The sequence below is a fragment of the Bradyrhizobium sp. USDA 4538 genome (genome assembly GCF_024171045.1).
GTDB lineage: Bacteria > Pseudomonadota > Alphaproteobacteria > Rhizobiales > Xanthobacteraceae > Bradyrhizobium > Bradyrhizobium australafricanum.
Genome location: NZ_JALJZE010000001.1, coordinates 3288599 through 3308387, shown reverse-complemented (window position 1 = coordinate 3308387; position 19789 = coordinate 3288599). Strand labels below are relative to the sequence as shown.

Sequence of the window (19789 nt, the reverse complement as noted above, 5' to 3'; positions counted from 1 at the left end):
CACGGGAGCCGGAATACCCATGGCCTTCAAGCATCTGGTATTCTCTAGACGGAGCATAGACTTCGTGTCCCACACCAACAGATGAGAGCCGTCCGTTTGCCTTCGTCCGAGGCGGTCCGCGCGGCCATTGTCGCGTCGCTGCGACACGGTGACGCAACCATAAATGGTACAGCCCGCGCCTGCAAGATCGGCACGCGGACGTTGCAGCGTCATCTCGGCCGTATGGGAACAAGCTACCGCGCAATGCTTGCGGAGGTTCGCTTGAGTATGGCTTGCCGAGCTCCTCGGGGACTCGAGCAAGCCCCTGTCCGACGTCGCAAAATTCCTCGGTTATTCCAATGCGAGCAGTTTCAGCCGCACTTTCGCGCGTTTGATGAAAGTTCAGCCCGTTGTCTACAGGCGATAGCAACTTGCCGATAAACATCGGCAAGCGCTCCATCGCAGACGACCTTGCGTGATCGATAGCTGAATTATTCCACAAGGTTGGCGTGAAATGGCAAGACGCACGATTTGAATTGGAGCGAAACGGTTGGCGAGATTTCCGGGCTCCGCAAGGAGCCATTTTGTTTTTGACGTTCAACTGAAGCGCTGGGACGCTATGGTGAGCTATCTGGGCCGGACGAAGCAAAAACAGAGCGGCGCAAGCTGGCGAGCACGGTAGGCCCCGCGTCATGCAATCACGTCGCCGAGCACGAGCGGCTGACCGCAGAACCAGCTCCACCCGTTCGCGACAATCAGGAGGAGCTGGGGCTATCCGCCAGACGACCGTCGTAGCGGCGTCGGCGAGCCCCGAGATCGCCCAATCGGCGCATGCACAGACCTATCTGGGCGCTTACGCCAGTCTCGACCAGCGCATTGTCGAGGCGATCGCAGTGGTGTGCCTGGCACATGGGATAGGTTGATTGTCCAGGCGTCATCGACCCCCGGCCCCTTCTGGAAATGGTATCGCGTGACAGCGAGAGGTCTGGCGCGATCCGGTAGGACAAGCTGAGAAATTGGCTTTGACCCGTCCCGATGAAGCGCTATCCATTTCTGATATATGCCGGTCCCTTGCGTTGCGGTCGCAAACTGGACGTGTTCACGCTTACGAAATTCCATTTTCCCGTAGCTGAATTGGTGGGTTTTAGTCGACGAAAGTCGAAAATCCTTTATCTTTCAATGTGGATTGACTGACACTCTCTCCGCCATTTGACCTTGTGTCCAGCCCGGAGACATGGGTCACAGGTCGTACCTAAGACATGGGTGACAGCCTCGTGCCGAACCGGTTGTCGAGGGGTTGCAGGGTTTTCTGCTCCAGGTCGAAGTATCCCAAGTCGTAGTGCATGAAGCTGACGAGCCAAATGCCGTCGTCGACCTCCTTGATGCCGAGTTTTTGTCCAGCCAGCACGGTGGAGAGGTTGATGCGCTTGCGATGCAGGCAGAGCCGTCCACAGGCGGTGACGAGCACCTCGCGATCGTGGAACGGATAAGTCAGTTCCGGCAGGCCGGCATAGCCGCGCGTTGAGGCGGTGTAGCGCTCGGCGGGGCACTTCATATCGAGGGCCTCGTGCGGGCGTTCAGCATTGAACTCGCGGACGAAGGCGTCGAAGCGTTCCTGCTGTTGCAAGCCGTTGGAGCCTGGCGGCCGAGTGGTCTCCTGCTTGAGCGTGAGGTGCATGCGCTCGTGACGGCCGTTCTGCTGCGGATGGCCGGGCTTGATGCGTTCGATGGCAATGCCAAGCCGCAGCCACCACACCGAGAGCTTTGAGAGATTGAACAAGGCGTTGGGACTGGCAAACGGCACGCCATTGTCGGAGCGAATGGCGCGCGGCATGCCGCGCTCACGGAACAACCGCTCGAAGGCCGCAATGGCCGGCTCCTCGCGGGTGGAATCGAGCGCTTCGCACAACAGCAGGAAGCGCGAGGCATGGTCGGTGACGGTCAGCGGGTAGCAATAACGGCCATTGCCGAGCTTGAACTCGCCCTTGAAGTCGGCGCACCACAGATCATTGGGTCCGGCCCCCGCGGACAGAGGCGTGCCGCGCGCGCGGTGGCGCGGCACGCCTGCGCGCTTGACCAGGCCATGGCGATCGAGAACCGCATGGATGGTGCTCTTGGCCGGAACCCGGATATCGCCGTCGAGCCGCCGGACCAAGAGCTCACGGATCTTGCGCGCGCCCCAGTGCGGTTTCTCGGCTTTGAGACGAACAATCAGGCCCTCGATTGGCTCGGGGAGCTGATTGGCATAGCGCACCGGTCGCCGCGACCGATCGCATAGCGCCGCCGCGCCCTGTTCCCTGTAGCGATCGAAAATCTTGTAGCCGGTCTTGCGGGACACGCCGAACTCCCGGCAGACGTCCGTCATGGCCTCCCCGTCCAGCAGACGGGCGACAAAGCGAAGGCGCTCTTCCATCACCGAACTCGCTTTCCACGGCATCCACACTCCCGCAGAACAAAAGCGGAAAGTGTAACCCATGTGTCCGGTACGAAATGTCACCTATGTCTCGGGCCGCTCATTGCACGCCAAACGACGATTGCGCCCGCTTGGGTTGGCAAGTTGTGCTGAATGCACGCCCATGGCCAAGGCAACAACAGAAGCCGTTTATGAGACCTGGTCGGGGCGGAATGTAAAGAATCGCCGCACCGAAGCCGCCCGTCGTCGGCAGAACGACAACAACGCGGCAAAACGCCATCGCCGATGCCGGCCTAATTTCAAACCGCGACAGAACCGTACGAGACGTCGATCCCTCGCTGCTGCGGCGTAGGACACGCACAATGGATAATCCGGAAGGAGTAGTGGGCTCCCCCATGGGGAGAAATAGCGCGCGCCGATGAACTGCATGAAACTACGACAAAATCACCGATCGGCGAGGGCGGAGATCCCATGGGACAGACCGCAAAAAGGGAATTGCACCCGTTGCGCATGCTGGCGCTGCTGATTCCGCTGCTCACGACCGTTCCGCTGTCAAACGTGGATGCACAGGCGCAACCTGCTGCACCGCGTCAATTGCGCCGTGAGCCGCCGCCGCAAAAGCCGCAGGTGACGATGAATGCCTGGACGATCGGCCTCGCCGGGGGCCTGCTCGAGGGCGCGCCCATTCGTCTCGCGGCCGAAATCGCCCGCGTCGTAGACGATGGCGACAAGCTGCATGTGTTGCCGGTCGTGACGCGCGGGCCGACGGAGAATGTGAACTCACTGCTGTATTTGCGCGGCATCGATGCCGCCATCATCAATTCCGACGTGCTCGAGGAATACAGGAGCCAGGTGCCGGATATCCAGCAACGGCTGGCTTTCGTGCTGAACCTGTTTCCGTCCGAACTGCATATCTTCGTTCGTCCCGAGATCCAAAGCCTGAGCGATCTCGCCGGCAAGAAGGTGAACTTCAATAATTTGGGCACCGCGGCGGCCTATTCGGGGCCGCTGATCTTCAGCCGCCTGGGCCTCGATGTGGAAAAAACCTTCATCCCCCATCAGGTCGCGCTCGAGCAGATGCGCAAGGGCGAGATGGCCGCGGTCGTCTTCATCACCTCGAAGCCGGTGGATGCCTTCGTGCGCGGCCGCTGGGACCCGGGGTTCAAGTTCCTGCCTGTTCCCTATGACAGGAGGTTCGAAGACTTTTATCTTCCCGCCTCGCTCGAGGCCACGGAGTATCCCAATCTCATCAAGCAGGGCGAGCGCGTCACGACAATCGCCGTGCCGACCGCCCTGGTGGCTTTCAACTTTCCGGCCAAATCGAACCGCTATGAGCGCCTTGCGCGCTTCGTGGAGTATCTGTTCTCGCGGATCGACAAGCTGCAGCAGCCGGGCTTCGACCAAAAGTGGAAGACGATCAATCTCGCCGCGACCGTTCCCGGCCTGACGCGCTTCCCCGCAGCGCAGGCGTGGCTCGATCGCGAGCCGCGCGCCGCCGCAAATACATCGCAATGAGACGCGCGGCGACCTGCGCGGTGGCTGGAGTCTTGCTCGCAAGCGGCATTGCTTCGGCGCAGGCGGCAGGATATCGCCAGATCGCTCAGCTCCGCGATTGCTCCGCCAAGGAACGCTCCGAACGGCCGGAGTGCTCCGAGAAGACACCGCGGGCGTCGGCGCTGCCCCAGGCGAACCTGGGTAACAGCTGGGTCGTCAGCCTGACGACTTCACCGCTCGACTATTCACCGGTCGCCACCGCCACGACGTCATCGCGCGACGGTGCCGGCGAAAGCGCAATGACGCTTTCGATTCGCTGCCATGGCGGGCGGAGCGAACTGATCGTCGCCGGACCCCGTGTGTCCGGTCGCGGCGATGGATATGCGATTTCCTACCGCATCAACGACGGTCCGCCGCAGCAAGTCGCGGCGGCTGTGCCTGCGTCCGGGACCGGCGTTGCGTTCGGCGGCGACGTGATTCGCTTGCTGCAGTCCCTTCCGGACGGCGGAGGTCTCAGTATTCACCTCGCACCCCGTACCGGACCGGCGCTGGATGCGGTGTTTCCGTTGGGCGGCATGGATGTGGTGCGCGCGAAGATCACCGCTGCCTGCAGGTGGCCACAACCGACCGCAAAACCCAACGGCTAGGGATTTCAATAACGTGTCTTTAACAGGAGAGGTATCCATGCGCGTGTTTCAGCAAATTGCGAAGGTAACCATGATCGGAGCCGCAACGGTGCTGCTGTCCGCTTCATACGCTGCGGCGGAGCAAGGCGGCGGACGGTACTGGACACCGACAACAACGAACCCCGCTGCGGACTATCGGCACGTTTCAGAAAAGGTCCAAAGGGTTCATGTCTCGCGCAAGGCGACCACCCACAAGAGGGAACGATCGCCTCTTAACGCCAACGCCCGGCTTCCATCCAACGCCAAGTCGCACAACCTGATCCTGCAGGTGAACACGAACGATCCCGCAGCCATGAATCTCGCGCTCAACAACGCCGTCAACGTTGCGCAATACTACAAGGATCTCGGCGAGAGGGTGAAGATCGAGGTGGTCACCTTCGGGCCTGGGCTGCACATGCTGCGCGACGACACCTCGCCGGTGAAAGCCCGTCTCGAGGAAATGGCGCTGAGCACGCCGGAGGTCTCGTTCAAGGCCTGTGGCAATACCCAGGAAAAAATGCACAAGGCCGAGAACAAGGACATCCCGATTGTTCGCCAGGCGGAGGTGGTGAAGTCAGGCGTCGTGCGCGTGATGGAACTGCAGGAGAAGGGCTGGTCCTATGTGAAGCCGTGACCTGTGGCCTAACCCGAAAGGGGTGGGTGGGGTCCTCCATGCGGGCTGTAGGCTTCGCGCTGCGGTACGGCGCATAATGCCGTACCTCAACAGATCGTGTCGCCACGCGACAGGTGATTGCGGATGGGCCCGGTGATCCTCAAGGACAAGGCAGTTGCCGGCTGCGACATCGCAGATTCGTCGCGCCGCCTGCTGCCCAAGGCGGGACGGTCCGCGCTGTCGTGGACGACTGCTGCCATGCTCGCAATGGTGTGCGCGCCGGAAACACGGGCTTCCCCAGATCCGGCCCGCCCTTCGACGCAACCGCAGCATTCGGCGGCTGCCGGTAGTCCCGGTTTCATCGAAGCGGCAAGGAACGGCGCTCCCGAAGCCTTGCCGCCGGGTCGAGGCGGCAATGACAGACCGGTGCAGGTCGCCCAAGCGAGCGTCGGCGACACGGGGCAGGCCTCGAAACGGGAATACAACTGGGCGGAGTCGCTCTCCTGCGAACTGACGAATGCAAGACGTGACATCGAGTTGCTGCAACGTCTCGAGCAGGAGCGCTATCGGGCCGAGTCGCTGGAGCAGAGTCTCGCGGCGGCGCGCCGCGATATCGAGGCCCAGGCCGCGTTGGCGGGCAAGGCGGTCCAAGAGAAGCAGGCCGCGCAGGACGGAGCGGAGCTGCTGAACTCCCTACAAGAGACGCGTGAGCGGGCGGAGCGCCTGGAGCGGGACCTGGCGGCAGCGCGGCGTGATGTCGAAACCCAGACTGTGCTGGCGACAAAAACAGGTGAGGAAGCGTCTCGGCTGAAAGCAGCGGCGGAAGGCGGTGGGGCGGATCTGCAGCGGGAGCGCGAGCGGTCCGCGCGGCTCGAGCAGGATCTCGAGGCATTGCGCCGCAACGTCGAGACTCAGACGGCGCTGGCGGCAAAGGCAGGCGAGGAGGTTTCCCGGCTGAAGGGGATGCGTGAAAGCGGCGCTACGCAGCTGCAGTCGGCCCTGCTACGGGAGCGCGAGCGGAGCGCGCAGCTGGAGCAGGATTTGGCGGCAGCGCGGCGCGATGTCGAGACCCAGATGGCGTTGGCGACAACGACGAAGGAAGAAGCCCTGCGGCAGAAGCAGGCAGCGGACGTCGGAGCTGCCGAGCTCAGGCAATTGCGCGAACGAGCCGAGGCGCTGGCACAAGACCTCTCGCTGTCACGGAGCTCGATCTACGCATACGAAGCCCAAGTCCGCAAATCCGGAGACGAAGCGACGGAGCTCAGGCAGGCGGTTGCAAGCTGCACGGCTTCGGTCAGCAAATTCACGCCCGACGAAGGTGAGCGGTTCGCGCGGCTGGAGCGGGATCTTGCAGCTGCCCGCAGCAATGTCGAGACCCAGGCCGCGCTGGCGACCAAAGCAGGCGAGGAGGTTTCCCGACTGAAACAGCAAAGCGAAAGCGGAGCGGCCGAGTCGCAGGGCTCCCTGCAAAAGGAGCGAGAGCGGTCCGCAAGGCTGGAGCAGGATCTTGCGGTCGCGCGGCGTGATGTCGAGGCCCAGACCGCGCTGGCGGCAAAGGCGGCCGATGAAGCCCTGCGGCAGAAGCGGACGGTGGAGGCCGGGGCCGCCGAGCTGCGGGAATCGCGCGCGAGGGCCGACGCGCTGGCACAGGAGGTTTCCCAGACGCGAAGCACGATCTACGCCTTCGAGGCGCAGGCCCGCAAAGCCGGTGAAGAAGCGGCGGAGCTCAGGCAGGCGGCTGAGAACGGCGCAGCTCACAAAGCCACACCGGACGAGCGTGAGCGACTGGTGCGGCTGGAGCAGGATCTTGCGGCTGCCCGCAGCGATGTCGAGACGCAGACCGCGCTGGCGGCGAAAGCAAGCGAGGAGACCGCCCGACTGAAGCGGGAAAGGGAAAGCGGTGCGGCTGAGTTGCAGAGCTCACTGCAAGCGGCGCGGGCTGACCGGCTGGAGCTGGATCTTGCAGCAGCGCGGCGCGATGTCGCGACCAAGACGGCGCTGGCGACGAAAGCAGACGAGGAAGTGTCCCGGCTGAAGGCGGTGGAGAAGAGCGGTGCGGCTGAGCTGCAAAAGGAGCATGAGCGGTCCACCAGGCTGGAGCAGGATCTTGCGGCAGCGCGACGTGATATCGAGAGCAAGGCCGTGCTGGTGAGCGAAGCGGGCAAGGAAACGTCCCGGCTGAAGGCGGCGGAGAAGAGCGGTGCGGCCGAGCTGCAAAAGGAGCGTGAGCGGTTCGCCCGGCTGGAGCAGGATCTTGCGGCGGCGCGACGTGATGTCGAGAGCAAGGTCGTGCTGGTGACCGAAGCGGGCAAGGAAACGTCCCGGCTGCAAGCTGTGGGAAAGAGCGCTGCGGCGGACCTGCAAAAGGAGCGTGAGCGGTCCGCGCGGCTGGAGCAAGATCTGGCGGCAGCGCATCGCGACAGCGAGACCCAGACGGCGCGGGCGGCAAAGGCAAGCGAGGAAACCTTGCTGCAGAAGCAGGCGGCGGAAGCCAGCGCTGCCGAATTGAGGCAATTGCGCGCCAGGATCGACGTGCAGCCACAGCACCTCCCTTTGTCGCGGAGCGCAATCCATGCGTATGAGGCCGAGGATCGCAAGGCGCACGGCGCGGCGTTGACGACCGGTGCGACGGCGCGGGACAAGTCCATCGAAGTCGCCACCAATCCAACCGCCGAACAGACGCGAGCGGCGCCTGCTCGCGCGGTTGCCCAGCTTGCTGCCGAGCAGGCGGCGGAAGCGGGAGGGTTGGTTGCGCGGGCGAGCTCCTTGCTGCGTCAGGGTGACATAGGCGCGGCGCGGCTTGTGCTCGAGCGCGCCGTGGAAATGGGCAGCGCCCAGGCGAGCTTCGCGCTGGCAGAAACCTACGATCCCCTGATTCTTGCGAAGTGGGGGACTTACGGCACGCGCGGTGACGAGCGCAGGGCGCAAGACCTCTACGCCAAGGCCAACGCCGCGGGAGTCCAGGAGGCGAAATCGCGTCTGGAAGCGCTGCGCCGATAGCGCATGTGCCAATCCACCGGCAATTTCACCGCCATCGTCCTAACGACGGGCACCACCGCGATGACCTTCGCTCTCACGCGAGTGGCGCCCCGCCCGACCGCAATGTCCGGCGACGGGCTTCGCTTTACCGTTCGCGCAGGGCCTCCTGCCGGTACCGTGCCAGCGGCGAAAGCAGATAGCTGATGATCCTGCGTGTGCCGGTCTTGATTTCGACCGTCACCGCCATGCCCGGCCCGAGCTTGACGAGCTTGTCCTCGATTTGCATGTGCGTCCGGTCGAGCGAAACGCGCGCGGCATATTCGAGCTCCTGACCTTTAGGCTCGCTGCTGCTCTGCGCCGCGCCCAATGTCCGGTCATTGGGGTTGCCCTGTTGCTTGTCGCGCGTGATGGCATCCGTCGACACGCTGAGCACATCGCCATGAAGCAGCCCGTACCGGGTGAAGTTGAACGTATCGACCTTGATCTCCGCCTTCTGGCCGGGATGCACGAAGCCGATGTCGCGGTTCGACAGCATGGCCTCGATCTCGAGCTGGCTCTCGCTCGGGACCACGACGGCCAGCGCCTGAGCGGGCGTCACCACGCCGCCCACCGTATGAACGGCAAGCTGCTGCACGACGCCGTCGACCGGTGCGGTCAAGCGCTGGAGCTTCGTTCGCCGATCCGCCTTGACCACCTCCTGGGCTGCGCTCGCAGCCTTCTGCTCGGCCTTCGCAAGGGCATCATAGGTCGCGCGGCGATACTCCGCGGCAGTCTTGTCCTTGGTCTCCTTCAGCAGCGCGATCGCCGCATCGGCTTCGCGCAGCCGGCTCTGCTGCAGGACGAGATCCTGCTGCATGGCGACCAGCTCCTGGTACTCCGAGAGATAGACGACCTTCGACGCCAATGCCTTTTCGACGAGACCCTTGCGGATGTCGACGCGCTCCTTCAGCACCGGGATCGTCGCATCCAGCTTGGCGACGCTCGCCGATGTGGTCGCCCGTTCCGCTTCCTTCTGCCCCTGCTGGCGCTCGATTTCAGAAAGCTTTGCGCTCTGCTCGGCACGCTGGCTGATCAGGAACTGGCGATGCATCTCGATTTCGGCTGCACTTGCGTTTTGCGGCGGCTGGAAGGCCGCGAGCGGGTCCGCGGCCAGCGCGGCGCGCAGCCGCGCGACGTCCAGTTCGGCTGCAAGCAGATCGCTCTTCTGGCGCTCCTGGTCGGCTTCCGTCATTGTCGGGTCCAGCTCGATCAGGACGTCGCCGGCCTTGACGCTCTGGCCGTCGCGGACGCGGATGGCGCGGACCACGCCGGTCTCGAACGGCTGGATCAGCTTGGTGCGCCCGCCCGGCACGATCTTGCCGGTCGCGCTGGCGACGATATCGACGCTGCCGAGCGTCGCCCACACCAGCGCGATGCAGAACACGGCGATGATGCAGGCCCCGATCGCGCGCCCGATCGGCGATGGCGGCGATTCGGCGATCTCGAGCGCCGCCGGCAGAAAGGCGATTTCGTGCTCGCGGCGGCGAGGTTCGCGTCTCGGGAACGCGACGACATTGCGGCTAGCGGACGTCATGGATACCGGCCTGCAGATAATGGAGGTTGGCGTAACGGCCGTTGGTGCGGATCAGCTCGTCATGGCTGCCGTCCTCGACGATGCGGCCATGCTCGAGGGTGATGATCCGGCTTGCATTGCGCACGGTCGAGAGCCGGTGAGCGATGACGAACACGGTCCGTCCGGCGGAAATCCGCCTCATGTTCTGTTGGATCGCGCGTTCGCTTTCGTAGTCCAGCGCGCTGGTCGCCTCGTCCAGGATCAGGATGCGTGGATCGGTGATGAGTGCACGTGCGATTGCGATTCGCTGGCGCTGCCCGCCGGACAGGCTGCTGCCGCGCTCGCCCACAACGGTGTCGTAACCCTCCGGCAGTTCGAGGATGAAGTCGTGAGCGCCGGCTAGCTCTGCCGCTTCGATGACGCGCTCCATCGGCATCGCCGGATCGGCCAGCGCGATGTTGTCGCGAACCGTGCAGTTGAACAGTACGTTCTCCTGCAACACGACGCCGATCTGGCGCCGCAGCCAGCTCAGATCGACCATCGCGAGGTCGACGCCGTCGACCAGCACGCGCCCGCTTTCCGGGACATAGAGACGCTGGATCAGCTTGGTGATGGTGCTCTTGCCCGAACCCGACGAACCCACGATGCCGATGACTTGGCCTGGCTCGACGCTGAAGGACACGTCGTGCAGCACCTCGGGGCCGTCGATGCGGTAGCGGAAAGTCGCGTGCTCGAATGTGACCTGACCGCGGATCGGTGGCAGCGCCGCGCGGGCCGGCGTGAAGCTCGGCTCGGGAATGGTGTTGAGGATGTCGCCGAGACGATCGATCGACAGGCGGGCCTGATGGAAGTCCTGCCAGATCTGCGCGAGTCGCAGAACCGGCGCGCTGACACGCGCGGCCAGCATGTTGAACGCGACGAGCTCACCGACAGTCAGGTCCCCGCTGACCACCAGGCGGGCGCCGAAGTAAAGGGTCGCGGCGATGACCAGCTTGTTGATCATCTGGACCGCCTGGCTCGCCGTGTTGTTCAGGCTGAGCACGCGGAAGCTTGCGGACACATAGCCGGCGAGCTGCTCCTCCCAGCGGCGCTGCATCTGCGGCTCGACCGCCATGGCCTTCAGCGTCTCGATACCGGTGACGCTCTCGACCAGGAAGGCCTGGTTCTCGGAGCCGCGATTGAATTTCTCGTCGAGGCGCCGACGGAACAGCGGCGCGGCTCCCGCGGAGATGCCGATGTAGAGCGGGAAGGACGCCAGCACGATCCACGTCAACGTCGTCGAGTAATAGAACATCACCGCAAGGAAGACGACGGTGAACAGCAGATCGATCACCAGCGTGAGCGCCGAGCTGGTCAGGAACTGGCGGATGTTCTCGAGCTCGCGGACGCGCGCCACCGAATCGCCGACGCGGCGGGTCTGGAAATAGGCGATCGGCAGCGCCAGCAGGTGACGGAACAGCCTGGCGCCGAGCTCGACGTCGATACGGTTTGTCGTATGCGCGAACTGATAGACGCGCAGCGTCTCGAGGACGGCCTCGAACACGGTCAGTACGACAAGCCCGACGACCAGCACGTCGAGCGTGCTCATGCTTCGATGCACGAGCACCTTGTCGATCACCACCTGGAAGAACAGCGGCGAGACAACGGCGAAGATCTGAAGGAAGAACGACGCCGCCAGCACCTCGCCGAGCAGGCGACGATACTTTTGCATGGCGCCGACGAACCAGGAGATATCGAAGCGCCGCGCGAGATCGGTCAGGCTGGCGCGCCGGGCCATCAGGATGATGCCGCCGTCCCAGATCGCCTCGAGTTGCGCCTGGGTGATTGCTTCGGGGCGCGGAGACAGCGGGCGCTGAACGAGAAGCTTGTCGTCGATAACCTTGCCGAGGATCAGGAAGCTGCCGTCGCGCAGCACCGCAATTCCCGGCAGCGGGGTGACGGCAAGCCTGTTCCAGCTCGTCCTCTGCACCTTTGCCTTGAGTCCGAAATCCTTGGCGCAGCGCAGGATTTCAGTAACGCCGAGGCGCGCTGCGCCGATCCGGTGGCGAATTTGGCCGGGGTCGGCAGCGATGCCATGGCAACGCAGCAAGATCGCCAGCGCAATGAGCCCGGATTCATCGTCATGTTCGGATTCGACGCCGGCGGCCGGGGATTCGGTGTTTGTGTTCGCCGGATGGATTGCGGCCTCGTCGCGAGGCCCGCGCATCAGGATGCCAGGTCTCATCGCCAAGAAGCTCTTCGTGAGGCCGTCACGGGCACGCATCAGGCCCTCGCCGGCGCGGTGCATCAGGCCGGCGCCAAGGTCAAACGAGCGCGTGCGGATGCCGGCAAATGCATGACGTGCGCGCTGCGCGAGGCTCTGTGATCCAGCACAGATCAAACCGCCATCCCAGATCGCTTCGAATTCCGCGCGTGTCATCCGGCTCGGATGCGGCGAGGTCGGGTGCAGCACAAGCGCCACCTGGTCGTCGATCTTGCCCAGCAGCAGAAATCCGCCGTCACGCAGCGAGGCGATTCCGGGCAGCTGGATACCCGCAAGGCGGGTCCAATCCATTGTCCGCGAGCGGACCTTGACCCCGAATTCGCGCGCGCAGCGAAGCATCGCGCGGACGCCGATCTCGTCGCTCCCGCAACGATCGCGGAGCTGGTCCGGCACAGTATTCACGCCATGGAGGCGCAGGAACAGAGCTAGCGCGCGAAGCCCTAGATCTGCGGCGGGGGCATTTCCGTTCTGGATCGCCATTCTTACTCAACCCTTCGCGGCTACCCGGCCGCGTTAGTGTTCCTTCTCATGCATTTCCAAAGACTGGGAATTCCAATGCCGCGCATCGACAGAGCATGCGACATACCGCTTGCTCGCAGCCAAAAAGGCGCAAGCAACATCAAAGCACTAGGGCCTCGAACCGCGAGGGGATTTCAAAGCAGTGGGATTTTAGACCTGCCCCCCGACTGCTGAACCGGTTCGTTAATGCGCAAAAATGGCGAAAAAAGTTTCAAATCTTGATTTTTGCACCGTTATGTTGCGCGCAAATTTGCCGCATACCCGAAGCTGTTGCGCCAGCACGCATTTTGATCGCTTGGAAACAGATGCGAGCGATGAAGCCAACCGAGACCAGGACCCGCGCGTGGCAGTCCCTTCGCCGTTACCGTCCGCGATCGACCGCCCGTTTCCGACTCCCAACACGTTGATGGTACTGCACCCGGGCGCAGAGCCCCCGGGTGCAGTAGCCGGATCAACCTTGAGGTTTGCTCAAGAACGAGTTGTGCGTCCAGCCGGTCCCATTCGACATCGCCGCCACGATCTGACCAGCGTCGACCCGACCGGTGCTACCGGCCAGATACTGGTTCAGCAGCGCAAAGCCCTGGCTTGCCTGGGACGCTCGCGCGCCTTGATCGGCCCAACCGGTCGTCTGCGATGCTGTGTTCGCCAGGGTGCTGGTGTCGCCCATCTGCTGCTGCAACTGCGCAAAGCCGTGGTTTGCCCAGCTCCCTGCGTTTCCGCCAGTCCAGCTGGACGGCCGGGGATCCGTCACGCGGATCGTCTGCGGGTCCGACGACATCACAGCGCCGGTGGTCGGATCCATAGCGCTCGCGGTCAGCGTGAGGTTCGCGACCGGATGAGCATTGCCCTTGTAGTACGATGTCAGCGTCAGTCCGCTGTCGACCTGCGCGGACGTCAGGGTGATGTTGTTGCCCCTGAGCGTCGTGCCGTCGCCGGTCGTGATCGTCTCGTATCGCGGCAATCCCATGATACTGAGGGTGAGGTTATCGTTGGGGTCGGTCGTTGTAACGGTCGTCCCCAGGTCGACCTGACCGCCTCTGCCGGCCACCCAGAGCGACTTGTCCGCGACGTCGAGCACCGGTGCGGTCACGCTTGGAGTCGTGGGGGTTGTCGGCGTCGTGGGGTCGGTCGGCGTCGTCGGCTGCGCCGGTATCGTGGGATCGGTCGGCGTCGTCGGCGTCGTCGGTGTCGTGGGCGTCGTCGGCGAAGAGGTGCCCTTCAGCGGAGGCGGAAGATCGGCCTGCAACTGCGCAGTAGTCATCGAGGTGAAGTAAAGGGTCTTGTAGTTCGTCGTCAGTGCGACCCAATCGCTCATCCCGGCACCGGGATTGTTGGAGAAACCGTCGACATATGCGGCCGTCGAGTTCGACCACCAATCAGCTCCCAGATCGGCAACGAGATGCTCGTTCGGATCAGTGGTCCTCATATCGGCCTGGACATAGACGCCATCGACCGTTCCGGCAGAATAGGTGCCGCGCGAGCCCGGCCAGAAATGGTCGTTGTATCCGCTGAGGGGCGCAGCGCCCATCGCACTGCCGTCCGCCTGCCTTGTCACGCTCCAGGCAGAGTTCGTGTTTCCGGAAAAGTCAGCGAGAAACTGAGATCCGGCGATCGGGTCCGTCGCCTGATCTTGCACGAGAGACCAGCCGCCAGTTTTCAGATGCACCCACGTCTGGAAGTTCGCGATCTGGACGTTGGCCGGATTAGAATCGTTGCTTGCCCCGGATTGGGGATAGACCTGTCCCCACCCTGTGACGGCGGTGAAATTGGAGGGCGGGGTGCTACCTGTATGGCCGGTGCTCCCGCCGTACCAGGAATAGCTTGTGGGAACGCCAAGCGGAAACCCTTCGCTGTTGCCAGGCGTGTTTTGATAGGTGACATCGGTCAGCGCCACTTTTGTTCTCCATTGCAGACCAGATTTAAGGACGTGAAATTCCGCTGCCGCGCATCAGGGATGTGCGACATATTGCATGCTCGCAACTTCAGTAGTCGCGAACAGATTCCAAAGAATTGCAGCCTCGAACCGCGAGGAGATTTCAAGCAGTGGGTTTCTTGGAAGTTGGCCCCCCCGACTGCTGAGCCGGTTGGTTAATAATCAAAAATGGCAAAAAAACTTTCAAAGTGTGATTTATACACACGTATACCTGACCGGCATTTACTCCACACGGACGATTTTCCGCTGACATTTGCCGCGGTGGTCGGTTTCACGCCATATTTGATTTCTGCAAGGTCGCGTCGGCTTCGCTTGGCTCAGCCTACGGTCTCATGGCTTGCGCAGACCGAGCGCTGCCAAGAGCTCTGGGATAAATGCACCGTTGTCGCTGGTGATGCGAAACGACTCATCAAGGTCGTGAACGCACCAGCCAAATCCGTTGTCCTCGACGGCCTGACGCACCGACTGCAACCACGTCGCCCGATCCGATAACGCGGCACCGGTGCGACCGGCGAAGTCGCCAAAACATCCGAACTCACCGCACATGATGCGCTTGCGATCGACCTTGTTCTGGTCGGACCAAGCGGCGACCTCGCCCACTCTGCGACGGACGAACTCGATATCCTGAGGGACATTGAAATATTGATCGGCGCCGCTCATCAGCTGCTGGACAAGGTACTCCTTTCGCAACACGGAGGTTTGCTCATCCGATTTCAACAGACCTATCGCTCGCTCGATCGCCCGAGCGCGGTCGCCGGGTTGCGGAGGAAACTGGAGGCGATGCAAATATTTGCTATAGGATAGATTGACGCCCTGAAGAGTGAATATGAACGGCTCGTAGTAGTGAAAAACGAATATCGTATTTGCGTCGAAGGCCTTTACGTCGATCGAGAGCAGACCATCGATGCTCGCGTAATTCATTCCTGAAAGTAGCAGCGTGTGTTTCGGAGCGGCTGATCGTACTGCGTCGTAAAGATGTTTGAGCTGTTCCGCCCAAGCCGTCTTGGAGCTGAAATCCGACGGCGGCGGCGGTTCATTGAACAGCTCCAACGCGACCGACTGGGGGTCATATCTCGTCTGCAATGCCGCTGCGATGCTCGTCTCTACTTCGACAAGACGCAGGAAATGCGGGCCTGCGATTCCATCGGTCAACGTCTGAATGTTCCAGTCCTCGTGCTCCGTACTGACGTGAACGTCGAATAGCACCTTCATGCCGGCCTGAAGGACGGCGTCGACCGATCGAAGGACAGTTTCGATGCCCGAGGTCAAATCGGCCTTGGTCTCGACAGCGAGCAGCGGCGCTGGATCGACACAGATGCGCAGGAAGTCGACTCCGCTGGCAGCGATTCTTTCGAGCCGCTGTTTCGGCATCCAGCTGTCCCAGCCCCTGCGGATGTTCCAGGGCTCACCTTTCTGCCAATGCGCGAAAGGCTGCTGGATGTTTATGCCGCGCAGGCGGTCGTGCGACGACGTGAACGCGACGTCCGACTGGCGATCAAGGGACGGCGCGGCGGTTGGCTGTCCGAACGATCGCGTCACGCCGTACGCAGCCGCGCAGGCGGCGGCCCGAAGTGCGTGACGCCGGCTCAATCCAGGTCGAGATCTAGGTGGAACGCCGTTCTTCCGCGACTGCAAGGTTACGTTCTCCAAATGCTGCGCCGGCCGGCGAACCGGCAGTCATCAAAAGCTGGCGGAAGGACCATCCGGGGTTTCGCGCGGTGACCGCTTCCGGCTGAGACAGGACGATGAAAACGGTGACGATCAAATGCGAGAACGCCACTGTTTCCCGGTTAAAGCTTTGATCGAGCAATGCAACCAGCGTCACGCCGACAAAGATGGCAACCCAGAAGTGCAGAATTCCGGCTTCCGCTGATTTCTTTCCGAATGTGTTGATGATCCGTCGCCGGTCGGACATTGCAGCCAGCGGAAGGCTGAACCAAAACGCGGCAAAGGAGATCAGGCCTACCATGCCCGTATCGAAGAATATCTCCACGAACTGATTGTGTGCCTGCAGAAGGAACGGACTGTAGATCGGGGTTTGACCGGGGCCATATCCGATCCATGCTCGTTCCAACCCAAGCGTGGACAGATAGTACCAGTGGTGAATGCGCCAATGGACCGAGGTCACTGCGGTTTGCCAGTCCCACACCACATATTCGCCGTTCATGATGTAGTCCGGAACGGTTTTCAGGTCCGAAAACAGCTCTCCAAATGGAGACAGCCATAGGAGGATCGCGAATGCTGCCGCGAACGCGGGAAGGAGGCCGGGCCTCTGGATGAAGAGGTATACGCTGAGGGCCACCCCGAGCAGCGCGACGCCGGTCCTTGAAGCAGAAAGGACCAGGGCAACAACAAACAGCAAGTACACCGCGAGGTGAACGTGCTGAATGGGAAGCCGCATTTTCCGGCGCGACAGCTCGCAAACGAAAAAGGTCAGCACGATCTCCAGGCTGTAGGGTACGGGGTGCGAGGAAAGACCCGCCACCCGTTCAAACTTGTCGTATTGCGTGACGAGCTCTGCATGACCGGTCAGGTATTGACCGAGCCCCACCGCGGAAATGACGAACAACAGCCACATATAAACACGATGGAGGCGCGGGCAAAAATCCGGATGACGATAAAAGGCAGCAAGTAGTGTGACGAACATGATCAGGTGCACGTACCTGAACATCTCGTACAAGGCGGCATACTGGTTGACGATCTTGCCGGCTCCGAAGCCATTGGTGACAAAAGACAGGATGCAAGCGGCAACAAAGACGGACATGGCTATCAAGAGCACGAACAGTCTTTTATGTATCCTGACATGTCGCGCATGCCAGGCGGCCACAACACCGATCCCGATGACGGTGAGCGACAGGATCATGGAAAAGCTCGTCCCGGACAGACGGTCGAGGCCGTTGGAGATCGATCGAAAGAACGTATAGATGAGGAAATACAGCAAAAGCATATTCATCTTGAACGTCGCTTTGGTTCGATCGGTTTGAGGCGATACCTCAACTGCGGGACGGAAATCGCGCGTTGGCCGATGCGCCGCGTGCGCAGCTCGCTAGGCGGTGCTGGGCGGCGCCGTCCGGGACCGCGCATGAGGACCGCCTCGACGAGGTTCAATCGCCCTGCGATAGCATCCGAGAGTGCGCTCTGCGATCGAGCGCCAGTCTTCCCGTTCGGCCAACCAGTTGCGTGTCTTCTCGCGCAACTCCAACGGCCACGGACTGTGTGCAAACGATGCCAGGCGATCCGCGAGCCCTGATACATCTCCCACATGAAAATAGTGCGCGTCATTCAATCCGATCTCCAGGTGAGCGGGAATGTCACTGGCCACCACGGGCAAACCGAAGCTCAGAGCTTCCAGCAGCGCGATCGGCAAGCCTTCGTGCGAGGATGGCAGAACGAAAATGCCCGCGTGGGCGTATAGCTCCCGCAGTGCGAGGCCGCACTGGAAGCCCGCCATGATGACCCCAGCGGTCGCCCCAGCGCGTGCCGCAAGCATCTCGGTATAGGCGTCTGGATGCTCGGAGGCGCCGACGAACACGAGCTTCCATCCGGTGAGCCTGGCATCGGCAAAGGCCTGAATCAGGTCGGTGTGCCGCTTCTCCCGCACCAGCCGGCCCACCATCAACACATATCGTCCCGGCGTAAGCCCAAGCTTGTCCAGCACCGAAGTGCTTTTCGGCACGTCGGGCAAGGTGACGCCGTTTGGAATGAGGTCCGAATTCAGGCCGTACTTTTCCCGCACCAGCTTTCGGATGGTCTGGGAGATGACGATGCGGCCGTCGGAAAATCGCATGCCCCAGGCCTCGCCGGCGCGCAGGGCCATCCTGGCCAATCGGCCCCACTTCTCCCGTTCGTAATCCGGGCCGTGGTGCGTCACCACAACATGCAGTCCCAGCAATCGCGCGAGTGGCGCCATCAAGGCTGGCCCGATGGCCTGGATGTGCAACACGTCCGGCCGCTGCCATGCAGCGACAAGCACTCCGAGGAACGAATGGACGATTGTCTCAAGACCCGAGGTCTTCGGACACCATACCCGCTGGTAGCGTACACCGTGCCACTCGTCGCCGCGATCAGGTGGCATATAGGAGGAGCGAACGATCACCTCGACATCGCAGCCCAGTTCCTTGAGATGGGGGCACAGGTGCTCCGCGTGAACTTCCACTCCTCCCTGCACATTGGGAAATCCACGCAAGCCAAGCATGATCACCCGCAGTACCAGATGATCCGCACTCACTGCACCCTCCTGTCGAATTAGTTATTGATAAATTCCTTGAGTGGATATCGGGCGTCGGCCGTGTCTCTCCCGCGCACCAACCGTGCCTTTTGCTTTTCGTTGAGGAATGACGTTCGCTGGACGCGCGGAGTAGGCGCGACGTTGGAATAATCAATGTATTGATCGAAACAGATCGGCCGGCCGAGCTCGACCTTCAGCTTGTTCTTCAGCACCCAGATGAGCGGTCCCATCTTCGGTGCCTGCGGAATCAGCGTTGAGCGCATTGCCGTGCGCGCGGTCGTCACCATCCAGCAGTTCTGTTGGCAAGCGTGGACCTTGGCGACGGAGTTCTTGGCCGTGTCGCTGGCCATGATCTCGCTCCAGGACTGGCGCGCCAAATTGCCCAGCGGCAGGTCCGACCGCACATTGCAGGCCCACACATCGGACCATGGGTCGATGAATGCGAAATCCGTCCCCGCGCTGCAGCGGATCAACCGCGGGTGGCCGAGGATCTTTTCGATCAAGCCCAGATTCAGGTAGGCGCGAAACCAGTTCTTCGGCTTGTTGCTCTTGAGCATCGCAGTGATAAGCCCTTCGACTTGCCGGGCCACCGCGACGCGTTCATAGAAATAATTGTCGTTCTTGTAGAACTGCCACGCGTTGTGCAGCGTCGAGGTCGCAAGTTCGAACCCCATCGAACGCGCCAGTTCATAGGTCCGAACGAGCTGAGCCACATTCTCGTCCTGGATGACGAAGGCGAATCCCAGGTCTTGCCCGCCTGCCTCCTGCAGCATGCGAAGTCCGGCGACCTTCGTGGCGTAGCCGTCCTTCTCGCCGCGGATGCAGTCGCTGGTGGTCGCGTCACCCTCGAGGCTGAAACGAACCTTGATCTTCGGGTGCTTCTTGACGATGGGCAGGAGACGCTCGGGATGCAGGCCGTTCGAGCTGATCTCTATGATCCGGGCCTTTGGGTGGAGCAGGTCCACCATCTCGGCCAGATCCTTCCGCAGGGTCGGCTCTCCGCCGGAGATATTGAGATTGTCGAACCCCGCAGGAAGTTTCGCGAGGGTCTCGAGCGTGACCTCTTCCTTTGGATCGGTCGGATTCTTCCAGATGTAACACATCTGGCATCTCGAGTTGCAACGAAACGTGGAGATTACGGTGAGGTCCAT

Annotated in this window: 13 protein-coding genes; 5 read left to right on the top strand and 8 right to left on the bottom strand. The window is 62.1% G+C overall.

Annotated elements, in window-relative coordinates; all coding sequences use genetic code 11:
• Positions 1-304 precede the first annotated feature (304 nt).
• Positions 305-406, top strand: a complete 102-nt coding sequence (locus J2R78_RS45355; protein ID WP_375167120.1) for a hypothetical protein — start codon at positions 305-307, stop codon at positions 404-406.
• 825 nt (positions 407-1231) lie between these two features.
• Here J2R78_RS45355 and J2R78_RS14790 read toward each other — a convergent pair.
• Positions 1232-2416, bottom strand: a complete 1185-nt coding sequence (locus J2R78_RS14790; RefSeq protein WP_253605208.1) for an IS481 family transposase — start codon at positions 2414-2416, stop codon at positions 1232-1234.
• A gap of 486 nt (positions 2417-2902) precedes the next feature.
• On the opposite strand from J2R78_RS14790, the gene J2R78_RS14785 reads away from it, so the two are divergent.
• The 4 genes from J2R78_RS14785 to J2R78_RS14770 all read left to right on the top strand — a co-directional run bounded on the left by J2R78_RS14785 (position 2903) and on the right by J2R78_RS14770 (position 8164).
• Entirely contained in the window at positions 2903-3907 is a 1005-nt protein-coding gene (locus J2R78_RS14785; protein ID WP_057021156.1) for a TAXI family TRAP transporter solute-binding subunit, read from the top strand.
• Positions 3908-3939: 32 nt separating this feature from the next.
• Entirely contained in the window at positions 3940-4533 is a 594-nt protein-coding gene (locus J2R78_RS14780; protein ID WP_253605205.1) for a hypothetical protein, read from the top strand.
• Positions 4534-4570: 37 nt separating this feature from the next.
• Positions 4571-5185 (top strand): DsrE family protein, encoded by a 615-nt coding sequence (locus J2R78_RS14775; RefSeq protein ID WP_253605204.1) that lies wholly within the window; start codon positions 4571-4573, stop codon positions 5183-5185.
• Positions 5186-5308: 123 nt separating this feature from the next.
• Complete coding sequence (locus J2R78_RS14770; protein ID WP_253605202.1) at positions 5309-8164, top strand: hypothetical protein; 2856 nt, start codon at positions 5309-5311, stop codon at positions 8162-8164.
• Between the two features lie 124 nt (positions 8165-8288).
• On the opposite strand, the gene J2R78_RS14765 is transcribed toward J2R78_RS14770, so the two are convergent.
• The 7 genes from J2R78_RS14765 to J2R78_RS14735 all read right to left on the bottom strand — a co-directional run bounded on the left by J2R78_RS14765 (position 8289) and on the right by J2R78_RS14735 (position 19789).
• On the bottom strand, positions 8289-9716 hold the full coding sequence (locus J2R78_RS14765) for an HlyD family type I secretion periplasmic adaptor subunit (RefSeq protein ID WP_253605201.1): 1428 nt from the start codon (positions 9714-9716) through the stop codon (positions 8289-8291).
• Positions 9703-12351, bottom strand: a complete 2649-nt coding sequence (locus J2R78_RS14760; protein WP_244559016.1) for a type I secretion system permease/ATPase — start codon at positions 12349-12351, stop codon at positions 9703-9705. Before J2R78_RS14760 ends, J2R78_RS14765 begins: the two co-directional genes overlap by 14 nt.
• Before the next feature lie 577 nt (positions 12352-12928).
• Positions 12929-14371 carry a hypothetical protein gene (locus J2R78_RS14755; RefSeq protein ID WP_253605200.1) on the bottom strand — a complete coding sequence of 481 codons (1443 nt, stop codon included), beginning with the start codon at positions 14369-14371 and terminating at the stop codon, positions 12929-12931.
• 369 nt (positions 14372-14740) lie between these two features.
• The gene (locus J2R78_RS14750) at positions 14741-15949 is read right to left on the bottom strand and encodes a glycoside hydrolase family 5 protein (protein WP_253605199.1); all 1209 of its coding nucleotides are present in this window, start codon (positions 15947-15949) and stop codon (positions 14741-14743) included.
• Positions 15950-16013: 64 nt separating this feature from the next.
• Positions 16014-17363, bottom strand: coding sequence for an O-antigen ligase (locus tag J2R78_RS14745; RefSeq protein ID WP_253605197.1), 1350 nt, complete (start codon positions 17361-17363; stop codon positions 16014-16016).
• Positions 17364-17456: 93 nt separating this feature from the next.
• Positions 17457-18638, bottom strand: coding sequence for a glycosyltransferase family 4 protein (locus J2R78_RS14740; RefSeq protein ID WP_253605195.1), 1182 nt, complete (start codon positions 18636-18638; stop codon positions 17457-17459).
• A gap of 17 nt (positions 18639-18655) precedes the next feature.
• On the bottom strand, positions 18656-19789 hold the full coding sequence (locus J2R78_RS14735; RefSeq protein WP_225162373.1) for a radical SAM protein: 1134 nt from the start codon (positions 19787-19789) through the stop codon (positions 18656-18658).